Annotated in this window: 15 protein-coding genes and 1 pseudogene; 9 read left to right on the forward strand and 7 right to left on the reverse strand. The window is 71.5% G+C overall.

What is annotated here, in order from left to right:
• Positions 1-20 precede the first annotated feature (20 nt).
• Positions 21-1,949, forward strand: coding sequence for a Xaa-Pro dipeptidyl-peptidase (locus ACYVF7_RS47895; protein ID WP_460352887.1), 1,929 nt, complete (start codon positions 21-23; stop codon positions 1,947-1,949).
• 127 nt (positions 1,950-2,076) lie between these two features.
• On the opposite strand, the gene ACYVF7_RS47900 is transcribed toward ACYVF7_RS47895, so the two are convergent.
• Together ACYVF7_RS47900 and ACYVF7_RS47905 are read right to left on the reverse strand one after the other, a co-directional pair.
• Positions 2,077-2,559 (reverse strand): hypothetical protein, encoded by a 483-nt coding sequence (locus ACYVF7_RS47900; protein ID WP_460352888.1) that lies wholly within the window; start codon positions 2,557-2,559, stop codon positions 2,077-2,079.
• A 348-nt stretch (positions 2,560-2,907) separates the two neighbouring features.
• Positions 2,908-3,327, reverse strand: coding sequence for a PIN domain-containing protein (locus tag ACYVF7_RS47905; protein ID WP_460352889.1), 420 nt, complete (start codon positions 3,325-3,327; stop codon positions 2,908-2,910).
• Positions 3,328-3,406: 79 nt separating this feature from the next.
• On the opposite strand from ACYVF7_RS47905, the gene ACYVF7_RS47910 reads away from it, so the two are divergent.
• Positions 3,407-4,129, forward strand: coding sequence for an SDR family oxidoreductase (locus tag ACYVF7_RS47910; RefSeq protein WP_460352890.1), 723 nt, complete (start codon positions 3,407-3,409; stop codon positions 4,127-4,129).
• 15 nt (positions 4,130-4,144) lie between these two features.
• Here ACYVF7_RS47910 and ACYVF7_RS47915 read toward each other — a convergent pair whose 3' ends face one another.
• Positions 4,145-4,933 carry an NUDIX domain-containing protein gene (locus ACYVF7_RS47915; protein ID WP_460352892.1) on the reverse strand — a complete coding sequence of 263 codons (789 nt, stop codon included), beginning with the start codon at positions 4,931-4,933 and terminating at the stop codon, positions 4,145-4,147.
• A gap of 192 nt (positions 4,934-5,125) precedes the next feature.
• Between ACYVF7_RS47915 and ACYVF7_RS47920 the strand changes: the two genes are divergently transcribed.
• The 3 genes from ACYVF7_RS47920 to ACYVF7_RS47930 all read left to right on the forward strand — a co-directional run bounded on the left by ACYVF7_RS47920 (position 5,126) and on the right by ACYVF7_RS47930 (position 9,436).
• Positions 5,126-7,117, forward strand: a complete 1,992-nt coding sequence (locus ACYVF7_RS47920; protein WP_460352893.1) for a glycosyl hydrolase family 18 protein — start codon at positions 5,126-5,128, stop codon at positions 7,115-7,117.
• 77 nt (positions 7,118-7,194) lie between these two features.
• On the forward strand, positions 7,195-8,910 hold the full coding sequence (gene sppA / locus ACYVF7_RS47925; RefSeq protein WP_460352894.1) for a signal peptide peptidase SppA: 1,716 nt from the start codon (positions 7,195-7,197) through the stop codon (positions 8,908-8,910).
• A gap of 34 nt (positions 8,911-8,944) precedes the next feature.
• The gene (locus tag ACYVF7_RS47930) at positions 8,945-9,436 is read left to right on the forward strand and encodes a flavin reductase family protein (protein ID WP_460352896.1); all 492 of its coding nucleotides are present in this window, start codon (positions 8,945-8,947) and stop codon (positions 9,434-9,436) included.
• Positions 9,437-9,978: 542 nt separating this feature from the next.
• Here ACYVF7_RS47930 and ACYVF7_RS47935 read toward each other — a convergent pair.
• On the reverse strand, positions 9,979-10,140 hold the full coding sequence (locus ACYVF7_RS47935) for a hypothetical protein (protein WP_460352898.1): 162 nt from the start codon (positions 10,138-10,140) through the stop codon (positions 9,979-9,981).
• 1,107 nt (positions 10,141-11,247) lie between these two features.
• On the opposite strand from ACYVF7_RS47935, the gene lanKC reads away from it, so the two are divergent.
• From lanKC to ACYVF7_RS47955, 4 genes and pseudogenes are all read left to right on the forward strand, one after another.
• Positions 11,248-13,806 (forward strand): class III lanthionine synthetase LanKC, encoded by a 2,559-nt coding sequence (gene lanKC, locus ACYVF7_RS47940; protein ID WP_460352899.1) that lies wholly within the window; start codon positions 11,248-11,250, stop codon positions 13,804-13,806.
• A gap of 7 nt (positions 13,807-13,813) precedes the next feature.
• Entirely contained in the window at positions 13,814-13,930 is a 117-nt protein-coding gene (locus ACYVF7_RS47945; RefSeq protein ID WP_460352900.1) for a SapB/AmfS family lanthipeptide, read from the forward strand.
• 54 nt (positions 13,931-13,984) lie between these two features.
• On the forward strand, positions 13,985-15,676 hold the full coding sequence (locus ACYVF7_RS47950) for an ATP-binding cassette domain-containing protein (RefSeq protein WP_460352902.1): 1,692 nt from the start codon (positions 13,985-13,987) through the stop codon (positions 15,674-15,676).
• A 1,021-nt stretch (positions 15,677-16,697) separates the two neighbouring features.
• Positions 16,698-17,240: pseudogene (locus tag ACYVF7_RS47955) on the forward strand (ATP-binding cassette domain-containing protein); the annotation flags it as partial.
• A 279-nt stretch (positions 17,241-17,519) separates the two neighbouring features.
• On the opposite strand, the gene ACYVF7_RS47960 reads toward ACYVF7_RS47955, so the two are convergent.
• The 3 genes from ACYVF7_RS47960 to ACYVF7_RS47970 all read right to left on the reverse strand — a co-directional run bounded on the left by ACYVF7_RS47960 (position 17,520) and on the right by ACYVF7_RS47970 (position 20,302).
• Positions 17,520-18,125 (reverse strand): LuxR C-terminal-related transcriptional regulator, encoded by a 606-nt coding sequence (locus ACYVF7_RS47960; protein WP_460352904.1) that lies wholly within the window; start codon positions 18,123-18,125, stop codon positions 17,520-17,522.
• Between the two features lie 309 nt (positions 18,126-18,434).
• Positions 18,435-19,577 (reverse strand): imidazolonepropionase, encoded by a 1,143-nt coding sequence (hutI, locus tag ACYVF7_RS47965; RefSeq protein ID WP_460352906.1) that lies wholly within the window; start codon positions 19,575-19,577, stop codon positions 18,435-18,437.
• A 140-nt stretch (positions 19,578-19,717) separates the two neighbouring features.
• On the reverse strand, positions 19,718-20,302 hold the full coding sequence (locus ACYVF7_RS47970; protein ID WP_460352907.1) for a TetR/AcrR family transcriptional regulator: 585 nt from the start codon (positions 20,300-20,302) through the stop codon (positions 19,718-19,720).
• Positions 20,303-20,341: the final 39 nt, after the last annotated feature.

Raw genomic sequence — 20,341 nt, forward strand, 5'->3', positions numbered from 1 at the left:
GCAACCCCAGGAGGTAGCGCGTGCGGATCTCAGCACGGCGAGGAGTCCTCGCCCCCATCGCAGTGGCGGCCGCCCTCGCGGCGGCCGGGACGCCCGCCGCCCATGCGGCGAAGAAGCCGACGATCAAGGTGTCGGGCGGGGTCACCCAGCCCGTCTTCTCGTACCAGAACGCCATCCGGGAGTTCGTCCGGGTCCAGTCGAGCGTCGACGCCGACGGTGACGGCAAGAAGGACCTGATCCGGGTCGACATCATCCGGCCGAAGGAGACGAACGCCGGGCTCCAGGTGCCCGCCATCATCGACGAGAGCCCGTACTACGACAACGCGGGCCGGGGCAACGAGTCCGAGCGCAAGGCGTACGACGCCAACGGCAACCCGGTGAAGTTCCCGCTGTTCTACGACAACTACTTCGTGCCGCGCGGCTACGCCGTCCTGAACGTCGACATGGACGGCACGACGAAGTCCGACGGCTGCCCCACCTCCGGCGGCGCCTCCGACGTCCTCGGCGGCAAGGCCGTCATCGACTGGCTCGGCGGCCGGGCCAAGGCCTTCGACGCCCAGGGCAAGGAGGTCAAGGCCACCTGGTCCACCGGCCACGCCGGCATGATCGGCAAGTCGTACGACGGGACGCTCGCCAACGGCGTCGCCGCCACCGGCGTCAAGGGCCTGGACACGATCGTGCCGATCTCGGCGATCAGCTCCTGGTACGACTACAGCCGCGTGAACGGGGTCATCTGGTTCAAGGGCGAGGAGGACGGGCTCGCGGAGTTCGTCGACACCGACCCGCCCGCCAAGTGCGCCGCCGTCCGCCAGAAGCTCGCCCAGGGCCAGGACGACGCCACCGGGAACTACAACCCGTTCTGGAACGAGCGGAACTACCGGGTCGGGCCGATCGCCGACGCGAGCACGGTGCACGCCAGCGTCTTCGCGATCCACGGGCTGAACGACCTCAACGTCAAGCCGAGCCAGTTCTCCACCTGGTGGGCGGCACTGGCCAAACGCGGAGTGCCACGGAAGGTGTGGCTGTCGCAGTACGGCCACGTCGACCCGTTCGACTTCCGCCGCGACGCCTGGGTGGACACCCTCCACCAGTGGTTCGACCACTGGCTGTGGAAGCTCCCCAACGACATCATGAAGCAGCCGCGCGCCGACGTGGAGGTGGCCCCCGACCAGTGGGCCACCCAGTCCGACTGGCCCGCGCCGCACACCCGGGCACTGAGCCTGCGCCCGCAGGCCGACGGCACACTCGGTCTCAAGGCCAGCGCCGGCACCGGCACGTACACCGACACGAAGCAGGCCGAGGGCGACGACGTGTCCGACCCCACCACGGCGAAGCCGTACCGGCTGGCCTACACCACCCCGCCGCTGAAGCAGGACGTCCGGCTGTCCGGCACGCCGGAGGTCAGCCTGAAGCTCAAGCTCGACAAGCCGACCGCCAACCTCGGCGCGCTGCTCGTCGACTACGGCACCGACACGCGGGTCAACTACCTCGGCGCCGGCTCGGGAGTGAAGACGCTGACCACCGAGGACTGCCACGGTGAGAGCACCGCCGCCGACGACGCCTGCTACAAGAAGGTGGTCACGGACACAGTGACGTCCGACGTCAACGTGGTGACCCGCGGCTACCTCGACGCGCAGAACCGGCTCTCCCTCAGCCACGCCTCACCGCTGACGCCCGGCACGACCTACTCGGTCCGCTGGAACACCCTGCCGCAGGACTACCGTTTCAAGGCCGGGCACCGGCTCGCCCTCGTCCTCATCGGCACCGACGCCGACACCCAGGACGACGACGCCACCGGCGCCGCGGTAACGGTCGACCTGGCCGGCAGCAAGGTCACCCTCCCGGTGATCGTCGGCGGCACGCCGTCGGAGTCCACCTTCTCCGCCGAACAGAAGTGGCGCGGCCCCACCCACGTGGTCCTGCCCAAGCAGCCCCACGACTTCCACTGATCACCAACTGAAGCGGGCCCCGGGACGACCGTCCCGGGGCCCGCTCACGTGCGGATCCTCAGCCGAAGACGTCCTCGATGGAGTCGGCCGTGGCAGCCCGCTTCCCCCACTCCACCAGCTGATGCCCTCAGCGGGCAGGCGCGGGGCGGTCGCGCCGGGGGGCCGGGTTCGGGAGGCTGCTCGCGCGGTGGGTCATGGCCAGTTGCTGGGCGGCGAGGGTGACGCCCAGGCCCAGCCACAGGGCGTTGAGGTCGAAGGGCTCGGCGAAGACCGCCTGGCCCAGCGCGCCGATCACGAGCCGGGTGGCGACCGTGGCCAGCCACAGCAGGAGCGTGACGCGGCCGCCGCGGCGGTAGACCGCTCCGCCCTCGCCGCGCCACATCGGCATCGTCCGGCCGCGGAGCACGCCGAAGATCGCGGAGGCGATCAGTGAGACGACCAGCAGGCTGATGCCGGCGACGGTCGCGCGGGAGGGGCCCGGCGGGACGAAGCCGCGGGCGACGCAGAGGACCACCCAGATCCAGCTCTGCCACCGTACCGGTCGCGTCGTGAACTGCAGGACGATGACGAGTACGGCGATGCCCACCGGCAGGGCCACGTTGACCGTCATGACTGTTTCCGTTCCTCCTTGTCGCGGGACACCAGCCCGGACGCCTCGGTCATGTGGCCGGCCGGGCACGGCCGTCAGGCCGGAGCGCGCGCCCCGGCGGGCGTACGGCGCCTGCGCCGCTCTCCTGCCATCCGCACTCGCCCCCGTTATTGTCAACCGTGACAATAACATCCGCGATCTTGTCCGTACACCGGTTGAGATCTACGGCAGGCGGGCGTGGGCGCCCCCTACGGCTGCCCTGCGGCTGCTCGGCGGGCGCGGCTGCGGTCGGAGTCCCGCACCCGGGTGGAGGCGGGCTGCGGAAAGACGCTCAGGACGGGCGAACCTGCCGGTCCCTCGCTTACGGGCTCAGCCGAGGCGGTCCAGGAGCCAGCGGGGTCCGACGACGGACGCGCCGGCCGACTGGGCGCGGCGGCGCAGTTCGCGGTCGGCGGTCACGACGGTCCGGTTCTCGTCCGCCTCGGGCGCGGCCAGCAGGGCGATGGTGTCGTCGCCGCTGCCCGGCGCCGCCACCACCCGTACGCCGGGAACGCTCGGCACGCCCCGCGCGGCGCCCTCGGTGACCAGGATGATCTCCGGATGGGCGATGCCCGGTCCGGCTTCCGGCAGTCCCTCCACCCCGCCGAGGGCGGCGAGGCGGTCACGCAGCCGTTCGTTGGCGCCGACCCGGTCCCGCCACCAGCCGTCGGCCCGGGAGCCCACGACGTTCGCGCCGTCGACGATGAGGATCTGCTTCGCCGACGTCGGGCCTGCCTCCCGAGACGTCATGACGCCACCATTCCCCGGTCGTGTACGACCGAAGCGACACGGTTGACTTAGAGCGCGCTCTAAATCGTTTGATCTTCCCATGGCAACGAAAGCGGCCCTGGTGACCGGGGCGAACAAGGGTATTGGACTGGAGATCGCTCGCGGGCTGGCCCAGCACGACTGTGCGGTGCTGGTGGGCTCGCGCGATCAGAACCGGGGCGAGCAGGCGGTCGCCGCCCTGAGCGCCGAAGGCGGCGAGTTCCACCACGTACGGCTCGACGTCACGGACGAATCCTCGATCGCCGAGGCGGCGCGATGGATCGGCGATCGCTTCGGACGGCTCGACGTCCTGGTCAACAACGCCGGGATCGCCGACCGCCCGGTGAGCGGTCCGCCGAGCGAGACGGACGTGGCCGCGATGCGGGCGGTCTACGAGACGAACGTGTTCGGGGTGGTGGCCGTGACGAACGCGATGCTGCCGCTGCTGAGGCGTTCGGCGGCGGGCCGGATCGTCAACGTCTCCAGCCGCCTGGCGTCGATCAGCATGCACGCGGCTCCCGACTCGGCGTTGCCGGTATTCCTGGCCTACGGGTCGTCCAAGTCGGCGCTGAACGCGATCACCGTGCAGTACGCCAAGGAGCTGCGGCAGACCGCGATCAAGATCAACGCGTGCGAGCCCGGCCACTGCGCCACCGACCTCAACGAATTCCGGGGCGCCCGTACGCCGGCGCAGGGCGCCAAGGTCGCCGTCGAACTGGCCCTCACCGGCGAGGACGGGCCCACGGGCGGCTACTTCGACGAGAACGGCCCGCTGCCCTGGTAGGGCGACGTACGGCGCTCAGGGGAGGAGGCCGCGGAGCCAGCTCGGGTCGGCGACCGCCGCGCCCGCCGCCAGCGTGCGGCGCCTCCGCTCCGGGTCGCCCGTGACGACGACGCGGTGCTCGTCCGAAGCACCTGACGCGGCGAACGCATCGGCCCGGGACACGACCCGTACGCCGTCCACGCCGGGGACGTCCGCGTCGCCGACGGCCAGGACGATCTCCGGGTAGGACAGGTCGGTGACGGCACCCGGGAGGTTCGGGACGGGGCCGAGCGCGGCGAGCCGGTCGCGGAGCCGCGCGACGCCGGCGGCGCCGTCACCGTCGAGGGCGGCGGCGTCCACGACGAGCACCGGCCGGACGAGCGCCTCGCGGAGCCGGGACCAGCCGTCGGCGAACGCGGGGAAGAGCTTCTTGCGGGGCACCTCGTCGACGTGGACCCAGGCGACGGCAGCGGTCTCGAAGGACGCGCGGCGGACGCGGGGCCGCTCGGCGACCGAGGCGATCACCGTCTCGTACGACCAGCCGCCGTGGTGTTCGCCGACGAGGCCGTGGACCCGGACGACGGACGGGTCGAGGGTGCTCTCCTCCCCCGCCTCGCGCAGCGCCCCTGTGATCGCGTCCTCATGGCTGTGGCGTGCGCCCCCGAGAATGCCCCAGGTGCCGCCGCCGATCGACAGGAGGGCGCGTTTCTGGAGGAGGACGTGCGGCTCGGGACTCCGGTGGTAGAGGAGCAGACCGGCGGCGCCGTGCCGCCCCCAGTGGCGGTGACCCGCGTCGCAACTCACCCAGCCGTCCCCGTCGCCCATACCAGTGAGGGTAACGGGCAGGTCGGGGCGGCATCCGCCGGAAACCACCCGTACGGCGGGCCTGACCAGTGGTTTTTCGGGCATTGACGCGGCTCGCCAGGGGAGTTAGCTTCCCATCAACTGGAAAGAAGGTTTTCTTTTCAGCCAGTACGGCGCCGTGCTCCTCTCCCGCCAGTCTCAGAGGAGCCGAACTTGAGACGGACCATCCTCCGGCTCGTCGTCGCGTTCGCGGCGACGGCCCTCCTCGCCCTGCCCCATTACACCCCGGACGCCCGCGCGGCCACCGCTCCCACCGCCACCTTCACCAAGGACTCCGGCTGGGGCACCGGCTACCAGGGCAAGTACACGATCACCAACGGCGGATCCACGACCCTGAACGGCTGGAAGGTCGAATTCGACGTGCCCGCCGGCGGATCCGTCGGGTCGTACTGGGACGCGCTGATGACCCAGAGCGGCACGCACTACACGTTCACCAACCGCGACTACAACGGCACCCTCGCGCCCGGCGCCTCGGCGAGCTTCGGCTGGGTCGGCGCGCCCGAGTCGGCGACCCCGCTGAACTGCAAGCTCAACGGGCAGTCCTGCACCGGCGGCGGCGGTGGCGGTGGGGGCGACACGTCACCGCCGACGACGCCCACCGGCCTCCGCGTCAGCGGCACCACTTCCAGTTCCATCAGCCTCGCCTGGACCGCGTCCACCGACGACGTCGGCGTCACGGACTACCGCGTGTACGAGGGGTCCACGGTGGTCGCCACGTCGACCACGACCAGCGCGACGATCGGCGGGCTGGCCGCGAGCAGCAGCCACACCTACACCGTCACGGCACGGGACGCGGCGGGGAACGAGTCCGCCAAGAGCGCGGCGGTCACCGGCACGACACAGTCCGGCGGCGGTGGCGGCGGCGGTTCGTACCAGAAGGTCGGCTACTACCCCCAGTGGGGCATCTACGGCCGCAACTTCTGGATCAAGAACCTCGACACGACGGGCGCGGCCGGGAAGCTCACCGTGCTCAACTACGCGTTCGAGAACCTCGACCCGACCAACCTGACGTGCATGGAGACCACGAAGAGCACGACGACCAACCCGGAGGACCCCGACCAGGGCACCGGTGCCGGCGACGCGTACGCCGACTACGGGGCATCGGTGTCGGCGGCCAACAGCGTCGACGGCGTCGGCGACACGTGGGACCAGAAACTCAAGGGCAACTTCAACCAGATTAAGAAGTTGAAGGCGAAGTACCCGAACCTGAAGGTGCTCGTGTCGATCGGCGGCTGGACGTACTCGAAGTTCTTCTCCGACGCCGCCAAGACGGACGCCGGGCGCAAGAAGCTCGTCAGCTCCTGCATCGACATGTTCATCAAGGGCAACCTGCCGGTGTCGTCCGACGGGACCGGCGGCGCCGGGACCGGTGCCGGCGTGTTCGACGGCATCGACGTCGACTGGGAGTGGCCGGGCGACCCGAACGGGCACCCGGGCAACCACTACGACCCGAGCGACAAGGCGAACCTCACCGCGCTGCTCGCGGAGTTCCGCAGCCAGCTGAACGCCCTGGGCAGCGGGCACCTGCTGACCGCCTTCACCCCGGCCGACCCGGTCAAGATCAACAACGGCTGGGACCTGTCCAAGATCTTCAACTCCCTGGACTTCGCCAACGTGCAGGGGTACGACTTCCACGGCGCGGGCAGCGACAACTCCTGGGAGCCGAACCGCACCGGTCACCAGGCGAACCTGTACGTCGACACGGACGACCCGTACTCCACCCACTTCAGCGTCGACTCGGCGGTGAAGATCTATACCGACGCGGGGGTGAGCACCCGCAAGCTGACGATCGGGATCCCGTTCTACGGCCGGGGCTGGCAGCAGGTGGCCGACGGCGGCAAGAACGGCGAGTGGCAGTCGGCGAACGGCGCGGCGCCCGGCGACTTCCCGGAGGAGGCCGGCACCCGCGGTTACAAGAACATCGCCGCGAACGTTCCGGGCTGCACGGTGTACCACGACGAGCAGGCCGTCGCGACGTACTGCTACACGGGCGCGAACGGCCAGTGGTGGACCTTCGACGACCCCTGGTCGATCGGGAAGAAGACCGACTACATCAAGAGCAAGAACCTGCTCGGCGCGATGATCTGGGAGATGTCCGGGGACACCGGCACCCTGATGAGCGCGCTGTCCTCGGGACTCGGCTGACCCATGGCCGCCCGCCCACCCGTCGGATCGTCGCCTCGGTGCGACGCGGCGGTGGGCGGGCGGCATAGGGTTGCCTCATGGTGGATGCCGGAGCAGTGGTCGACCTGTTGAAGGACGCGCGCGAACGCCGCACCGCGCCGTTGATCCTCGAACTCGATCTCACCGACGGGATCGTCGAAGGCCCGCCCGCCGACCCGGTGAGCGCGCTCGTGTCGATGCGCCGGGCACACCTGCGCGACGTCCTCGACGGGCTGCGGAAGGGTCGTTCGGACCCACGGGTGCGGGCGCTCGTCGTACGGATCGGCGGCAACCGGCTCGGGCTCGCCGTCGCCCAGGAGCTCCGGGCGGCCGTCCAGGCGTTCCGTCAGGCGGGGAAGCTGACCGTGGCCTGGGCGGAGTCGTTCGGGGAGACCGGCCGCGGCACCGTCCCGTACTATCTCGCGACCGCGTTCGAGCGGATCTACCTGCAGCCGTCCGGCGACCTGGCGCTGACCGGCGTCGCGCTGGAAGAGCCCTTCTTCAACGAGGCCCTCGAGAAGGCCGGGATCACGCCGCGGTTCGCCAAGCGGCACGAGTACAAGACGGCCGCGAACACCTTCATGGAGCGTTCGTACACGCCCGAGCACCGGGAGATGTCCGATCGCATCGTGTCCTCCGTCGGCGAGCAGGTGGTCGCGGGCGTGGCCGCCGGGCGCGGGCTGCCCGAGGAACGCGTCCGCGAGCTGGTCGACCGGGCGCCGCTCCTGGGTTCGGAGGCCCTCGAGGCCGGCCTGGTGGACCGGCTGGCCTACCGCGACGAGGTGTACGCCGAGGTCCGGAAGGCGGCGCGGGGATCCGGCGCCGACGGTGAGGTCCGGCTGCGCTACGTCGCGCGCTACAACCGCGGGCAGGGCGTCGCGAAGCGGATCCCGCGTCCGCAGCAGGACGTCGTCGCGCTGATCCAGGGGCAGGGGCCGATCCGGCTCGGTCGCAGCGGCCGCAGCCTCCTGCCCGGGCAGAGCGCGTCGATCGGCTCGGACACCGTCGCGGCGGCGTTCCGCGCGGCGGTCCGGGACGACAAGGTCAAGGTGATCGTGTTCCGGATCGACAGCCCCGGCGGCTCGTACGTCGCCTCGGACACGATCTGGCGCGAGGTCGTCCTCGCCCGCAAGGCGGGCAAGCCGGTGATCGTGTCGATGGGCAACGTCGCGGCGTCCGGCGGGTACTTCGTCGCCGCCCCCGCCGACACGATCGTCGCGCAGCCCGGCACGCTCACCGGGTCGATCGGGGTCGTCTTCGGCAAGCCCGTCGTCGGTGACCTGCTCGACCGGCTCGGCATCGGGCTGGGCACGGTCGAGCACGGGGCGCACGCCCGGATGTACGCGCCGACGCGCGACTTCACCGAGGAGGAGTGGGCGCGGGTCAACACCTTCCTCGACCGGGTGTACGACGACTTCACCGGCAAGGTCGCCGAAGGCCGGGGCATGTCCCGCGACCGCGTCCACGAGCTGGCCCGGGGCCGGGTGTGGACCGGGGCGGACGCCCACGAACGGGGCCTGGTCGACGAGCTCGGCGGCCTCGCGTACGCCGTCGACCTGGCGCGCAAGAAGGCCGGGCTGCCCGTCGACGCGCCGGTGCGAAGCTACCCCCGCGTCACGCCGCTCGATCGCCTCCGCCCGGCCGAGTCCAGCGACGACCGTACGGCGGCGGGCGCCCGAGTGGACGCCTGGGGCCCGATCACCGGGGTCGCGGCGCGCCTCGGCCTGCCGTCCGGCGGCCCGCTCCTGCTCCCGGGCACCTGGGAGATCCGTTGACGCACGCCGGCCGCCCGGCCGAGCCGTCCGCGCCGTGACCGGGGATGGGGCTCCGGCCGCCGATCTCCTCGACGCGCTCGCGACGTTCGCGACCGGCGTCGTGGTCGTCACCGTTCGCGACGGACGCGACGACATCGGCACGACGCTGACCGCGTTCTCCTCCGTCTCCCTCGATCCGCCGATGGTGCTGGTCGGAGTCGACGGCACGTCGTACCTCAGCGAGGTGCTGGCACGGTGCGAACGCTGGGCCGTGACCGTGCTGGCCGCGGACCAGCGGGCGCTCGCCGGCCGGTTCGCCGCGGCGGGCCGGCCGAGCGCCCGGTTGCTGATCGCCGGAGAGCCCCACCATCGGGGCTCCCGGTCCGGGGCACTGGTGATCGAGGGCGGAGCGGCCGCGCTGGAGTGCGAGGCCCGGCAGCAGGTCACCGCGGGCGACCATGTGCTGTTCATCGCCGAAGTCCTCGCCGTCGACTACATCGACGCCGAGCGGCCGCCGCTGATCCGCGTCAACCGCCGATACCGCTGACGAGAGCAGATCTGACGGATGCCGCTACGAAATCACTGGATCCGAATTAAAGTGGTCGCGTCCAGATGGCCGAGTAGAGCATCGATCCGGCGATCGCAGTTCCCGGCACCATTTGACAACGGATGCCGCCAATAATCTTTGCCGCATTTCAGTGACCCATCCCGCTTCCGAGCAAGATTCATATAACCGAGCCCACCAGCACCCATCGCGGCCAGCGACAACCCGACCGACCAGGTGACGAGGCGCGGAAAACACATCTGCGGATCAATATCCCCGTCTCGTCGAGTCCCCACCTATCAAGGTTTTCGCCTGGCTCGTTCAGCGGCTACGCCGATCAGTACACAGCTCGCCAGGTTGGACGATGCTCTCATGAGGCCGGTTCCATCGGCACGAGTTCCGAGGCGCTAATGATCAAGGGCGGTGCGGTCGGCCCTGGAATGCGAGACCCGGCAGCATGTAACCATGGGTGACCATGTGCAGTTCATCGTCGCCGAGGCCCTCACCATCGACCACGTCGACACCGGGCATCCGGCATTGCCGCGTCAACCGCCGATGCCGCTCGCCAGGAGGGTCAGGACCGACAGAGCGACGATCCCGAAGATCACCCGGGCGGTCTCCCGCATCCGCAGGTCGCGCATCTCGACGAGGCGGGCCTTGTACATGCCCCAGTTCCGGAGGGCCAGATGGGCGTGCTCAGAACGCACCGACGAAGAGGGCGATGAGAACTATACGACGAACGGGCACGACGGATCTTCTTCCTAAGAACAGGTTACGCGGACCGGCGGCCAGCGGTCGACGCTGTCCGACAAGGTGAGGCGGGCTGGCCGGGATCCCAGGTGGGCCGTTCGGTGAATGATACGGCGCCATGCCGGAACCGTTCCGCGCTATGACCACGACGCCGGTGCCGAGGACCACGAGCAGGAAGGCCAGCATGGCGAGGGGAGAGCGAACCACGCGGGCGCGTGGAGCAGACGGCCGCCGATGATGAAGGGCGCACTGCCGATCAGCCCGGCGACCGCCGGCTTCAGGCCAGCCGTGGCGTTCACATCGAGCTCTTCCCACGCGACACCACAGGGAGCAGGCGATGGGAAATCAGAAGAATTTTAGCGGCCCAAAATCCGCAGATTCGGATTCCCGTATATAAAAAGCGCCGTCGTCGTACTTGATCTTCTCCAGCAACGCGTAGACCTGGAGCGCGGTCAATCACATCCGTCTCGCTGTCCATGGACCCTCAGAGCGGCCGACCACGGGCGCCATTCCCAGCCCCGGCCTCCCCTCGCGCATTGCCGACCTTGGCGTCTTAGGCATGGCATCCAACCGCCTTTCGTCTCGCGGCCGGAGGATCGCGGATCGTCAGCTGACCGATGGCCGGACGACTCGCCGTACGGTCATGCCGCTAAGTCCGAGTCAAGATCGCTAGGTTCCGTCAAGGGGCGGACCGACCTGCCTCTGCCCGCCTGAACGCCAGAATCTTCTCCCGGCGCTCGCACTGCAGAGGCTCACGCCGCGGCCCACCGCACCGCCCTCGCCCGCAGCCGCACGGGTCTCGGCAGCGGCCGGCAGATGGCGCGCGCCCACCTTCACCGTCCTTGGATACTGTCGAGTAGCCATTCTTGTAACAGCGTCTATCTGCGCAGATGCTACGTGAGGCGACTTGTCCAGTTTCACGGTCACAAGATGCCATAGGACATCATCACGGGTCATTCGTGACACTTGTCCCTAGGCGATCCCATCGGCGCCCTGACATTCTCTGTTCTCGTAGCACCCGGGACCTCTCCCGACCAGCCCACTCCGAGCAGAGGACCACACCGGTGGAAAAGCAGTACGAGTTGTATTGCCAGAAAGACAGGCTCTTCTATGACGTCCTTGACGGACAGGAGCGCCCGGCTTTCTCCATCGCCGATGAGTCCCTTCCCGAGGGTTGGCAGCGGATTCGCCGCAGCGAGTGGCTCGTCTACGTCCCGCCTGCCCAGCAGATCCCCAGCCAAGGCTGGAAGATCCACGTGTCGGCGTGTCACGACAACGCCGAGGGCGTGCTGACCCGGGTGCGCGACTATTGCGTTCCGCGCGGTATTTCCTTCAAGCATCTGCGCAGTGTCGACGTCCTGCTGATGCGCAACGCGAAATACGCGCCGCGCGGTGGGAGCGGGAAGCTCGTCACCATCTATCCGCGCAACGAGGCCGAACTCCAGCGGATTCTGCGGGAGCTCGGCGAGCTCCTGGCCGGCGAGCCGGGGCCGTACATCCTCACCGATCTGCGGATCGGCGACGGGCCCCTCTACGTCCGCTACGGCGGCTTCACCGAACGCCACTGCATGGACGAGAGCGGCCGGCTCGTCTCGGCCATCGAGAACGGCGACGGCCTGCTCGTGCCGGACCGCCGCGACCCGGTGTTCAAGGTGCCGGACTGGGTGACCGTCCCCGGCTGCCTGCGGCCCCACCTCGACGCGCGCAACGCCGTCACGATGGGCGGGCTGCCGTACAAGGTCACCGAGGCGCTGCACTTCTCCAACGGCGGCGGGGTCTACGCCGCCGAGGACACCCGGACCGGCGAACGCGTGGTCCTCAAGGAGGGCCGGCCGCACGCCGGCCTGGCGGCCGACTCCGCCGACGCCGTGACGCGGCTCGAGCGCGAGCGCGACATGCTGGAGCGGCTGGCCGGGATCGACGGCGTGCCCGCGGTCCGCGACTACTTCACCCTGGGCGACCACCACTTCCTGGTGCAGGAGTTCGTCGAGGGTCGCACGCTCAACACCTTCTTCGCCGAGCGGCATCCGCTGCTCGACCCCGAGCCCGACCCCGCCCGGCTCGCCGAGTACACCGCGTGGGCCCTGAAGGTCTATGAGGGCACCGAACGCGTCGTCGAGGCCGTCCACGCCCGCGGGATCGTCTTCAACGACCTGCACATGTTCAACATCGTCGTGCGGCCGGACGACACGATCGCGCTGATCGACTTCGAGACGGCGGCGCCGGCGGCCGACGAGGGGCGGCAGATTCTCGCCAATCCCGGCTTCCTGGCCCCGCCCGACCGCCGGGGCACGGCCGTCGACCGGTACTGCCTCGCCTGCCTGAGACTCGCGCTGTTCGCCCCGCTGACGACGCTGTTCCAGCTCGACCGGACGAAGGCCGCGCACCTGGCCGACGTGATCGCCGAACGGTTCCCGCTGCCCGAGGGGTTCCTCGAGCCGGCCGTTGCGGAGATCTCCCGCGACGCGACGACGGGCACGCGGCTCGTCGGTCCCCGTCCGCGGATCACCGCCGATCCGGCGGGCTGGGAGCAGGCGCGTTCGGCGCTGAGCACGGCGATCATGGCCAGCGCCACACCGGACCGCGACGACCGGCTCTTCCCCGGCGACATCCAGCAGTTCGGCGGCGGCGCGCTCGGCCTGGCGTACGGCGCGGCGGGCATCCTGTACGCCCTCGACGTCACCGGCTGCGCGGTCGACCACGAGGACTGGCTGATCGAGCACGCCACGAACCCGCCGTCCGGCACCGGGCTCGGCCTGTACGACGGCCTGTACGGGGCGGCGTTCACGCTGGCCCACCTCGGCCACCTGGACGCTGCGGCGAAGGTCGTCGACATCTGCCTCAGCGAGCGGTGGGACCGCGTCTCCCTCGACCTGCACGGCGGGCTGCCCGGCATCGCGCTCGCCCTGGAGCAGCTGTCCGGCCCACTCGAGGCGCCGGCCCTCCGGGACGCCGCGGCGCGCGCGGCCCAGCTGGTCGCCGACCGCCTCGTGGCGGCGGGCCCGCCGGCCCGGCCCGGGCTGCTGAACGGCATGTCCGGCCCGGCCTTGATGTTCATCCGGTTCTTCGAGCGCACCGGCGACACGAACCTCCTCGACCTGGCCGCCACGGCCATCCGGCTGGACCTCGACCGGTGCGTGACCGACAAGAACGGCGCGCTCCACGTCGACGAGGGCTCACGGATCCTGCCGTACCTCGCCCGGGGCAGCGTCGGCATCGGAATGGTCATCGACGACTACCTCGCGCACCGTACGGACGAACGGTTCACCGAGGCCCGTGACGGGATCCGGTGCGCCGCCCGGTCGGTCTACTACGCCCAGTCCGGGCTGTTCAGCGGACGCGCCGGGATGCTGCTGCACCTCGCCCAGCAGGGCGATCCGCAGGCGGCCTCGCACGTCCGCGACCTGGCCTGGCACGCCGTCTCGTACGAGGGCGGCCTGGCCTTCCCAGGCGAGAACCTGCTCCGGCTCTCGATGGACCTGGCCACCGGGACCGCCGGCGTCCTGCTCGCGCTCGGCGCGGCGCTGCACGACCGGCCGGTCCACCTGCCGTTCCTGGCGGCACCAGAGCAACCCGCGAGAACCCTCGCGGGTGTCGGAGACACGAACACGGTACGGAGGTGAACCAACGATGACGCTCCTCGACATGCAGGGCATGGAGTCCACCACCCCGGGTGGCGGCGGCGAGGCGAACAGCAGCCTGAGCCTGCTGTGCCACAGCTCGCACAGCATCACTGTCTGCCTCTGATGATCCACTCATGGTTCCGGGAACCATGGCCCGGGCCATAAGGCAGGGAGACCGATGACGGCGAGTGGGCTCGTGATTCGGACGTTCCGCGACGGCGGCGTCTGGGCGAGCCTGCTCGCCGTCACCTCTTTGCTGCGCGCGGGGGCGGAGACGCTCCTGCCCGCCGTCCTCGGCCTCGCCGTGGACGGCGTCCTGCACAACGGCGGGACCTCCACCTGGCCGCTCGTCTACGCGGCCCTGGTGGCCACCGCAATGACCGGCGACGTCCTCACCGAACTCGCGATCGGCGCCAGCGCCGCCACCGCCACCGCGCGGATGCGCCACCGCTTCGTCCGCCGTCTCCTCGCACTCGGCCCGTCGCTCGGCGTCGACCGGGCCCACGGCGGTGACCGGCCCGGGGACGAGACCGCGACGGCCGTGACCACGTCGACCGGGCTCGCGGCGGGGGACGTGACCAGCCGGGCCGTCACGGCCACCGCGGACACCGGCCTCGGCCCGTCCGCGCTCGTCCTCGCCGTCACCGCGATCCTTCCCCCGATCGGCGGAGTGATCGCCCTGGTCCTGCTCGACCCCTGGCTCGCGCTGACCTTCGCCCTCGGCCTGCCGCTGATCGTCTTCGTCCTGAACGCGTTCGTCCGTGACACCTCCGCCGTGGTCGGCCGCTACCTGGCCGTCCAGGGCGCCATCGCCGCCCGGCTCGTGGAGACCCTCGCCGGCAACCGTACGGTCGCGGCCGCCGGCACGACCGACCACGAGACCGCCCGGATCCTCGCTCCCCTCCCCGAGCTCGCCGCGCACGGGCACGCGACCTGGCGGGTACAGGCCGCGACCGCCGGAAGGAGCACCCTCGCCGTCCCGCTGCTGCAGATCGCGGTCCTGGCCGTCGCCGGGTACGAACTGGCCGCCGGGCGGCTGAGCGCGGGCGGCCTGCTCGCCGCCACCCAGTACGCGGGGCTGGGCTCCGACGTCGGCCCGGTCATCACTCAGCTCGGCCGACTGGCCCGCGCCCGCGCCGGAGCGGCCCGTCTGGCCCCCGTGCTCGACCGGGAGCCGCCCGCGCACGGCTCCGCGTCGCCTCCGGCGGGACCCGGCAGCCTGGAGTTCCGCGGCGTGTCGGCCGCTCCCGTCCTCGACGGCCTGGACCTGACCGTCCCCGGCGGCCGGGCCGTCGCCGTGGTCGGCCGGTCGGGGTCGGGCAAGTCGCTGCTGGCCGCCCTGGCCGGCCGCCTCGCCGAACCGGACGCCGGCGAGATCCTCCTGGACGGCGTCGCGCTGCGCGACCTGAGCCGTACGGCCCTGCGGCAGGCGGTCGGGTACGCGTTCGCGCGGCCCGCGCTGTTCGGCGCGACCATCGCCGAGGCGATCGGCGGAGACTCCGTCGCGGCGGCGCGCGCCGCCCAGGCGGACGCCTTCATCCGCCGCCTGCCCGCCGGCTACCGGACCCCGCCCGACGCGGCCCCGCTCTCGGGCGGCGAGCTGCAGCGCCTCGGTCTGGCCCGCGCGTTCGCCCATCCCGGGCGGGTGCTGATCCTCGACGACGCGACCTCCAGCCTCGACACCGTGACCGAGGTGCAGATCGGGGACGTCCTCACCCGGGACCCGCGCACCCGCCTGATCATCGCCCACCGGGCGGCGACGGCGGCGCGCGCGGACCTGGTGGCCTGGCTCGACGGCGGACGGATCCGCGCCTGCGCCCCGCACCGCGAGCTATGGGCGGACCCGGCGTACCGGGAGGTGTTCCGCTGATGGCCCCGCACCGGAAGCAGGCCCACGCCCGCGTGCCACGCCGTGAGCGGTGGGCCGGCCCGGCGTGCCGAGAGGTGTTCCGCTGATGGCGCGGCAGCGGGTTCGTAGTGGGCGGGTGCTGCTCGCGGCCGTTCGGCGGCATCCGCGTGAGACGGTGCTGCTCGCGGTCTGGTCGGCGGTCGAGGCGGCGCCCGTCCTCGTGTTCGGCCGAGCGGTCGCGGGCGCCACGGACGCGTTCCTGGCCCACCGTACGGGGGTGGGGCTGGCCTGGCTGGCCGTCCTGGCCGCCGCCGCGGCGGTCGGCGCGGTCGGGAGCGCGCGGGCGTACCGGCCGCTGGCCGGCATCGTCGAGCCGCTGCGCGACGCCCTGGTGCGCCAGGTGGTCCGCAGTGCCGTCCGGGACGCCGTCCGTACCGGGCGTCCGGACGACGCCGCCGTCGCCCGGCTGACCCAGCACGTGGAGATCGTCCGGGACACGTTCGCGGGGTTGCTGGTGGTCGTCCGCGGCTTCGTGTTCACGCTGGTGAGCGCGCTGATCGGGTTGACGGCGCTGATGCCGGTGACGCTGCTGCTCGTGGTGCCGCCGGTCGTGGCCGGGCTGGGGCTGTTCCTCGGCATGGTGTCCCGTGCGGTGGCCCGGCAGCGGGAGCTGATCCTCGCCGAGGAGCGGATCGCCGGATCCGCGACCGCGCTGGCCGCCGGGCTGCGGGACGTCGTCGCCTGCGGCGCGGAGGACGCCATGGCGGCCGAGACGGGGCGGCTCATCGACGCGCAGGCGGCGGCCGCGCGGTCCGTGGCCCGCCTGGCCGCCGGCCGGACGATCGCGCTCGCCGTCGGCGGGCGAGTGCCGCTGCTGACGATCGTCGCGGCCGCCCCATGGCTGCTGCGCCACGGCGCGACCCCCGGCTCGGTGCTCGGCGCGCTCACGTACGTCCTCCAGGGGCTCACCCCCGCGCTGCACACCGCGATCCGCGGGCTGGGCGGCAGCGGACTGCGCCTGGCGGTCACCGTCGACCGCCTGATGGAGGTCGGCGACGTGCCGCCCGTACCCCGCCCCGGCGCGCCCGGCGGCGGGGACCTGCGGCTGTCCGGGGTGACCTTCGCGTACGGGCCGGAGGCCGACCCGGTGATCGAGGACCTGTCCCTTCTGGTGCCCGACGGCGACCACCTGGCGATCGTCGGCCCCAGCGGCATCGGCAAGTCGACGCTGGCCCTGCTCATCGCCGGGCTGCTCACGCCGAGCCGGGGAACCGCGTGCCTGGGCGGGACGCCCGCCACGGAGGTCACCCCGGACGCCCGCGCGCTGATCCCGCAGGAGGCGTACGTCTTCGGCGGCACGCTGCGGGAGAACCTGTGCTACCTGCGCCCGGACGCCTGGGACGGTGGTGCGGGTCCCGGCGACCGCACCCTCGACGCCGCCGCCGGGGCCGTCGGCCTGACTCCGGTCGCCGAACGCCTCGGCGGGTACGACGCCGTGCTCGACCCCGCCGCGCTGTCGGCCGGCGAACGCCAGCTCGTCGCGCTGACGCGCGCCTACCTGTCCCCGGCGCGGCTGGTCGTGCTGGACGAGGCCACCTGCCACCTGGACGCCGCGGCCGAGGAGCGCGCCGAGCGGGCCTTCGCCGCACGGCCTGGCTCCCTCATCGTCATCGCGCACCGGATGACCTCGGCACGGCGCGCCCGCCGGGTCCTCCTCCTCGACGGGACGCGGGACTGGCTCGGCGCCCACGAAGACCTGCTCCTCCGCTGTGCGCCGTACCGGGACCTGGACGGCCACTGGGCGGCGGGCGCGGACCGCCACCCGGCGGATGTGGCAGCCCCATCGGCAACTCCGGCCGGAGGCTCAGAGCCAGCCCGCGTCGTCGGCGATGCGAATGGCGTCGACCCGGTTGCGTGCGCCGATCTTCCCGATGATCCGCGACATGTGGTTCCGGACGGTACGGACCGAGAGGAACAGATGGTTCGCGATCTCGGCGGATGACGCTCCCTTGGCGGCCAGCCGCAGTACGTCGAGCTCCCGTTCGGTCAGCGGGCTCTCGGCGGTCTCCAGGGCGGCGAAGGCCAGCTCCGCGTCGATCACCCGCTCCCCCTGGGCGACCTGTCGGACCGCGTCGGCGAGGTCCTCCGGCGGCGCGTCGATCATGACGTAGCCCATCACCCCGGCGGCCACCGCCCGGCGCAGATCGCCCGGTCGGCGGCGGTCGGCCATGATGAGGATCCCGCAGGAGGGGAGCTCGTCGTGGAGCTCACGGGCGACCGCGAAACCGTCCCCGCCCGCCAGGCCGGCCCCGATGAGGGCGACGTCGGCGTCCATTTCCAGCGCGGTCGGCACCGCTTTGTCGGCGGACTCTAATGCGGCGCCGACTGACATATCGGTCTGGGTGTCGAGCAGGGCGACGAGCCCGCCGCGTACAAGATTTGTATTCTCGACGATGAGAACGCGTATCATTTTCGCCTCTCGGCATTTTCGATTTCGGCGAGCCATCGGCTTTTTCCGCACTCGTGAAATCTTTCCTACGCCGGGTCGTGTGATCGCGCGATCATCGCCTGGCCACGCGAGGCGGGTGAGTTGGCCATGCGCGGACATGCTTGAACATCAGGAGGCTCCCGAGGGGCTGGGGGCAGTTCCCTCAAGAGTGGATGACGATGGGTTAACAGTCAACGTCGCACTGTGGCCACCTCGGGCCGCGCGCGTCAGTAAGTATTTACCGTCCAAGATCAATTATTAAAATAATTGACGAAACAGGTTTCTGTTCGGTCATACCGGCAGTCCGGACCGCCACACCTTCGCCACCTGCGGAACACCGGGCCGGTACGCCAGGTGGATGTGCGACGGGGCGTCGAGCAGCAGCACGTCGGCCCGCGCGCCCGGCCGCAGATGCCCGACGTCGGTCCGGCGCAGCGCCCGCGCGCCGCCCTCGGTGGCCGCCCGTACCGCCTCCTCCGGCGTCATCCGCATCTCCCGGACCGCCACGGCGATGCAGAACGCCATGCTGGAGGTGTAGCAGGAGCCCGGATTGCAGTCGGTGGCGAGCGCCACGCTCACCCCCGCGTCGATGAGACGGCGGGCGTCGGGATAGGGCTGCCGGGTGGAGAACTCCACGCCGGGAAGCAGGGTCGCCACCGTCTCCGAGTCCGCGAGCGCGGCCACGTCCGCGTCGGACAGGAAGGTGCAGTGGTCGGCGGACGCGGCGCCGTACTCCACCGCGATCTGGACGCCCGGGCCGTGGCCGAGCTGGTTAGCGTGCAGGCGCGGGACCAGCCCGGCGGCCCGGCCCGCCGCCAGGATCTCCCGGGTCTGGTCGGCGTCGAACGCCCCGCGTTCGCAGAACACGTCGATCCATCGCGCGTACGGCGCGCAGGCCCGCAGCATCTCCCCCGCGACCAGCCGGACGTACTCGTCCGGGTCGGCGCCGGCCGGGACGACGTGCGCGCCCAGGTAGGTGACCTCGTCGACCAGCCCGGCGGCGATCCGTACCGCGCGCTCCTCGTCGGCGACGGTCAGCCCGTACCCGGACTTGCACTCCACCGTGGTGGTGCCCTGCCGGGCCATCTCCGCGACCAGCCGCCGTACGTTGGCGCCGAGCTCCTCGTCGGAGGCGGCGCGGGTCTTCGCGACGGTCGTGCGGATGCCCCCGGCGGCGTACGGCCGGCCGCTCATCCGCGCCGCGAACTCCTCCGCGCGCTCTCCCGCGAACACCAGGTGCGCGTGCGAGTCGACGAACCCGGGCAGCACCGCCCGGCCGCCCGCGTCGTACACCTCGTCGGCGGCCGGCGCGTCGGCGGCGGGCCCCGCCCACGCGATCCGCTCGCCGTCGACGACCAGCGCGGCGTCCGGGATCAGCCACCGCTCCTCGTCGGCCCCGGCCAGCTCCCCGATGTTCGTGATCAGAATGCTCACACGGGCCTCCCGTCGACGGCTGATCGCAGAGGCCGGCGCGGGCTCCGCTCCCTCATGTGGCCAGCATGGCATCCGGGCGACACCGCCGACGCGACCGGCGGAGCGGAGCCGTCTGACATCCGAGACGCCCCGGGACGGGCTCAGTCGCGGTGCAGCAGGACCTCGAGCACCGTCTCCAGATAGCGCTTGCGGTCGTCCCTGCCGGCCGGGAGAACGTCCGGCGCGGCATGCATCAGGTGGGTCTGGCCGAGGTGGCTGGTGTAGATCAGCACGGCGCGGCGGCGCGCCTCGTCGGCCGGGAAACCGAGGTCGGCGAGGATCTGGGTGACGTAGGCGACACGGCGCTCGGTGACCCGCCGCAGTGCGGCGGCGACCTGGGGGTGCCGGACGCTGCTCACCAGGACGACCTCGATCGGATCGCCGTCGGTGGCCGCGGGGACCGCCTTGAAGAGGTTCCGCAGGCGCCGTTCCGGGTCCGGTTCGTCGTTCACCGCCGCGATGACGCCTTCGGTGTTGAGCTCCTCCCAGCGCTGCAACACGGCTTCGATCAACGCGTCCCTGTTGGCGAAGTGCCAGTAGAAGCTGCCCTTGGTGGTCTTGAGCCGCTTCGCGAGAGGCTCGACGGCCACCGCGGCCAGACCGCCCTCGCCCAGGGCGACGAGCGCCTCGTCCACCCAGTCCCGCGCCGTCAGCCGCGCGGCGCCTTTGCCCTGATCCTTCGCCACGGCCGCAGACTACCGCAGCGACCAGCCCCTATACGCGTC

It is taken from the genome of Actinoallomurus acanthiterrae (assembly GCF_054775715.1).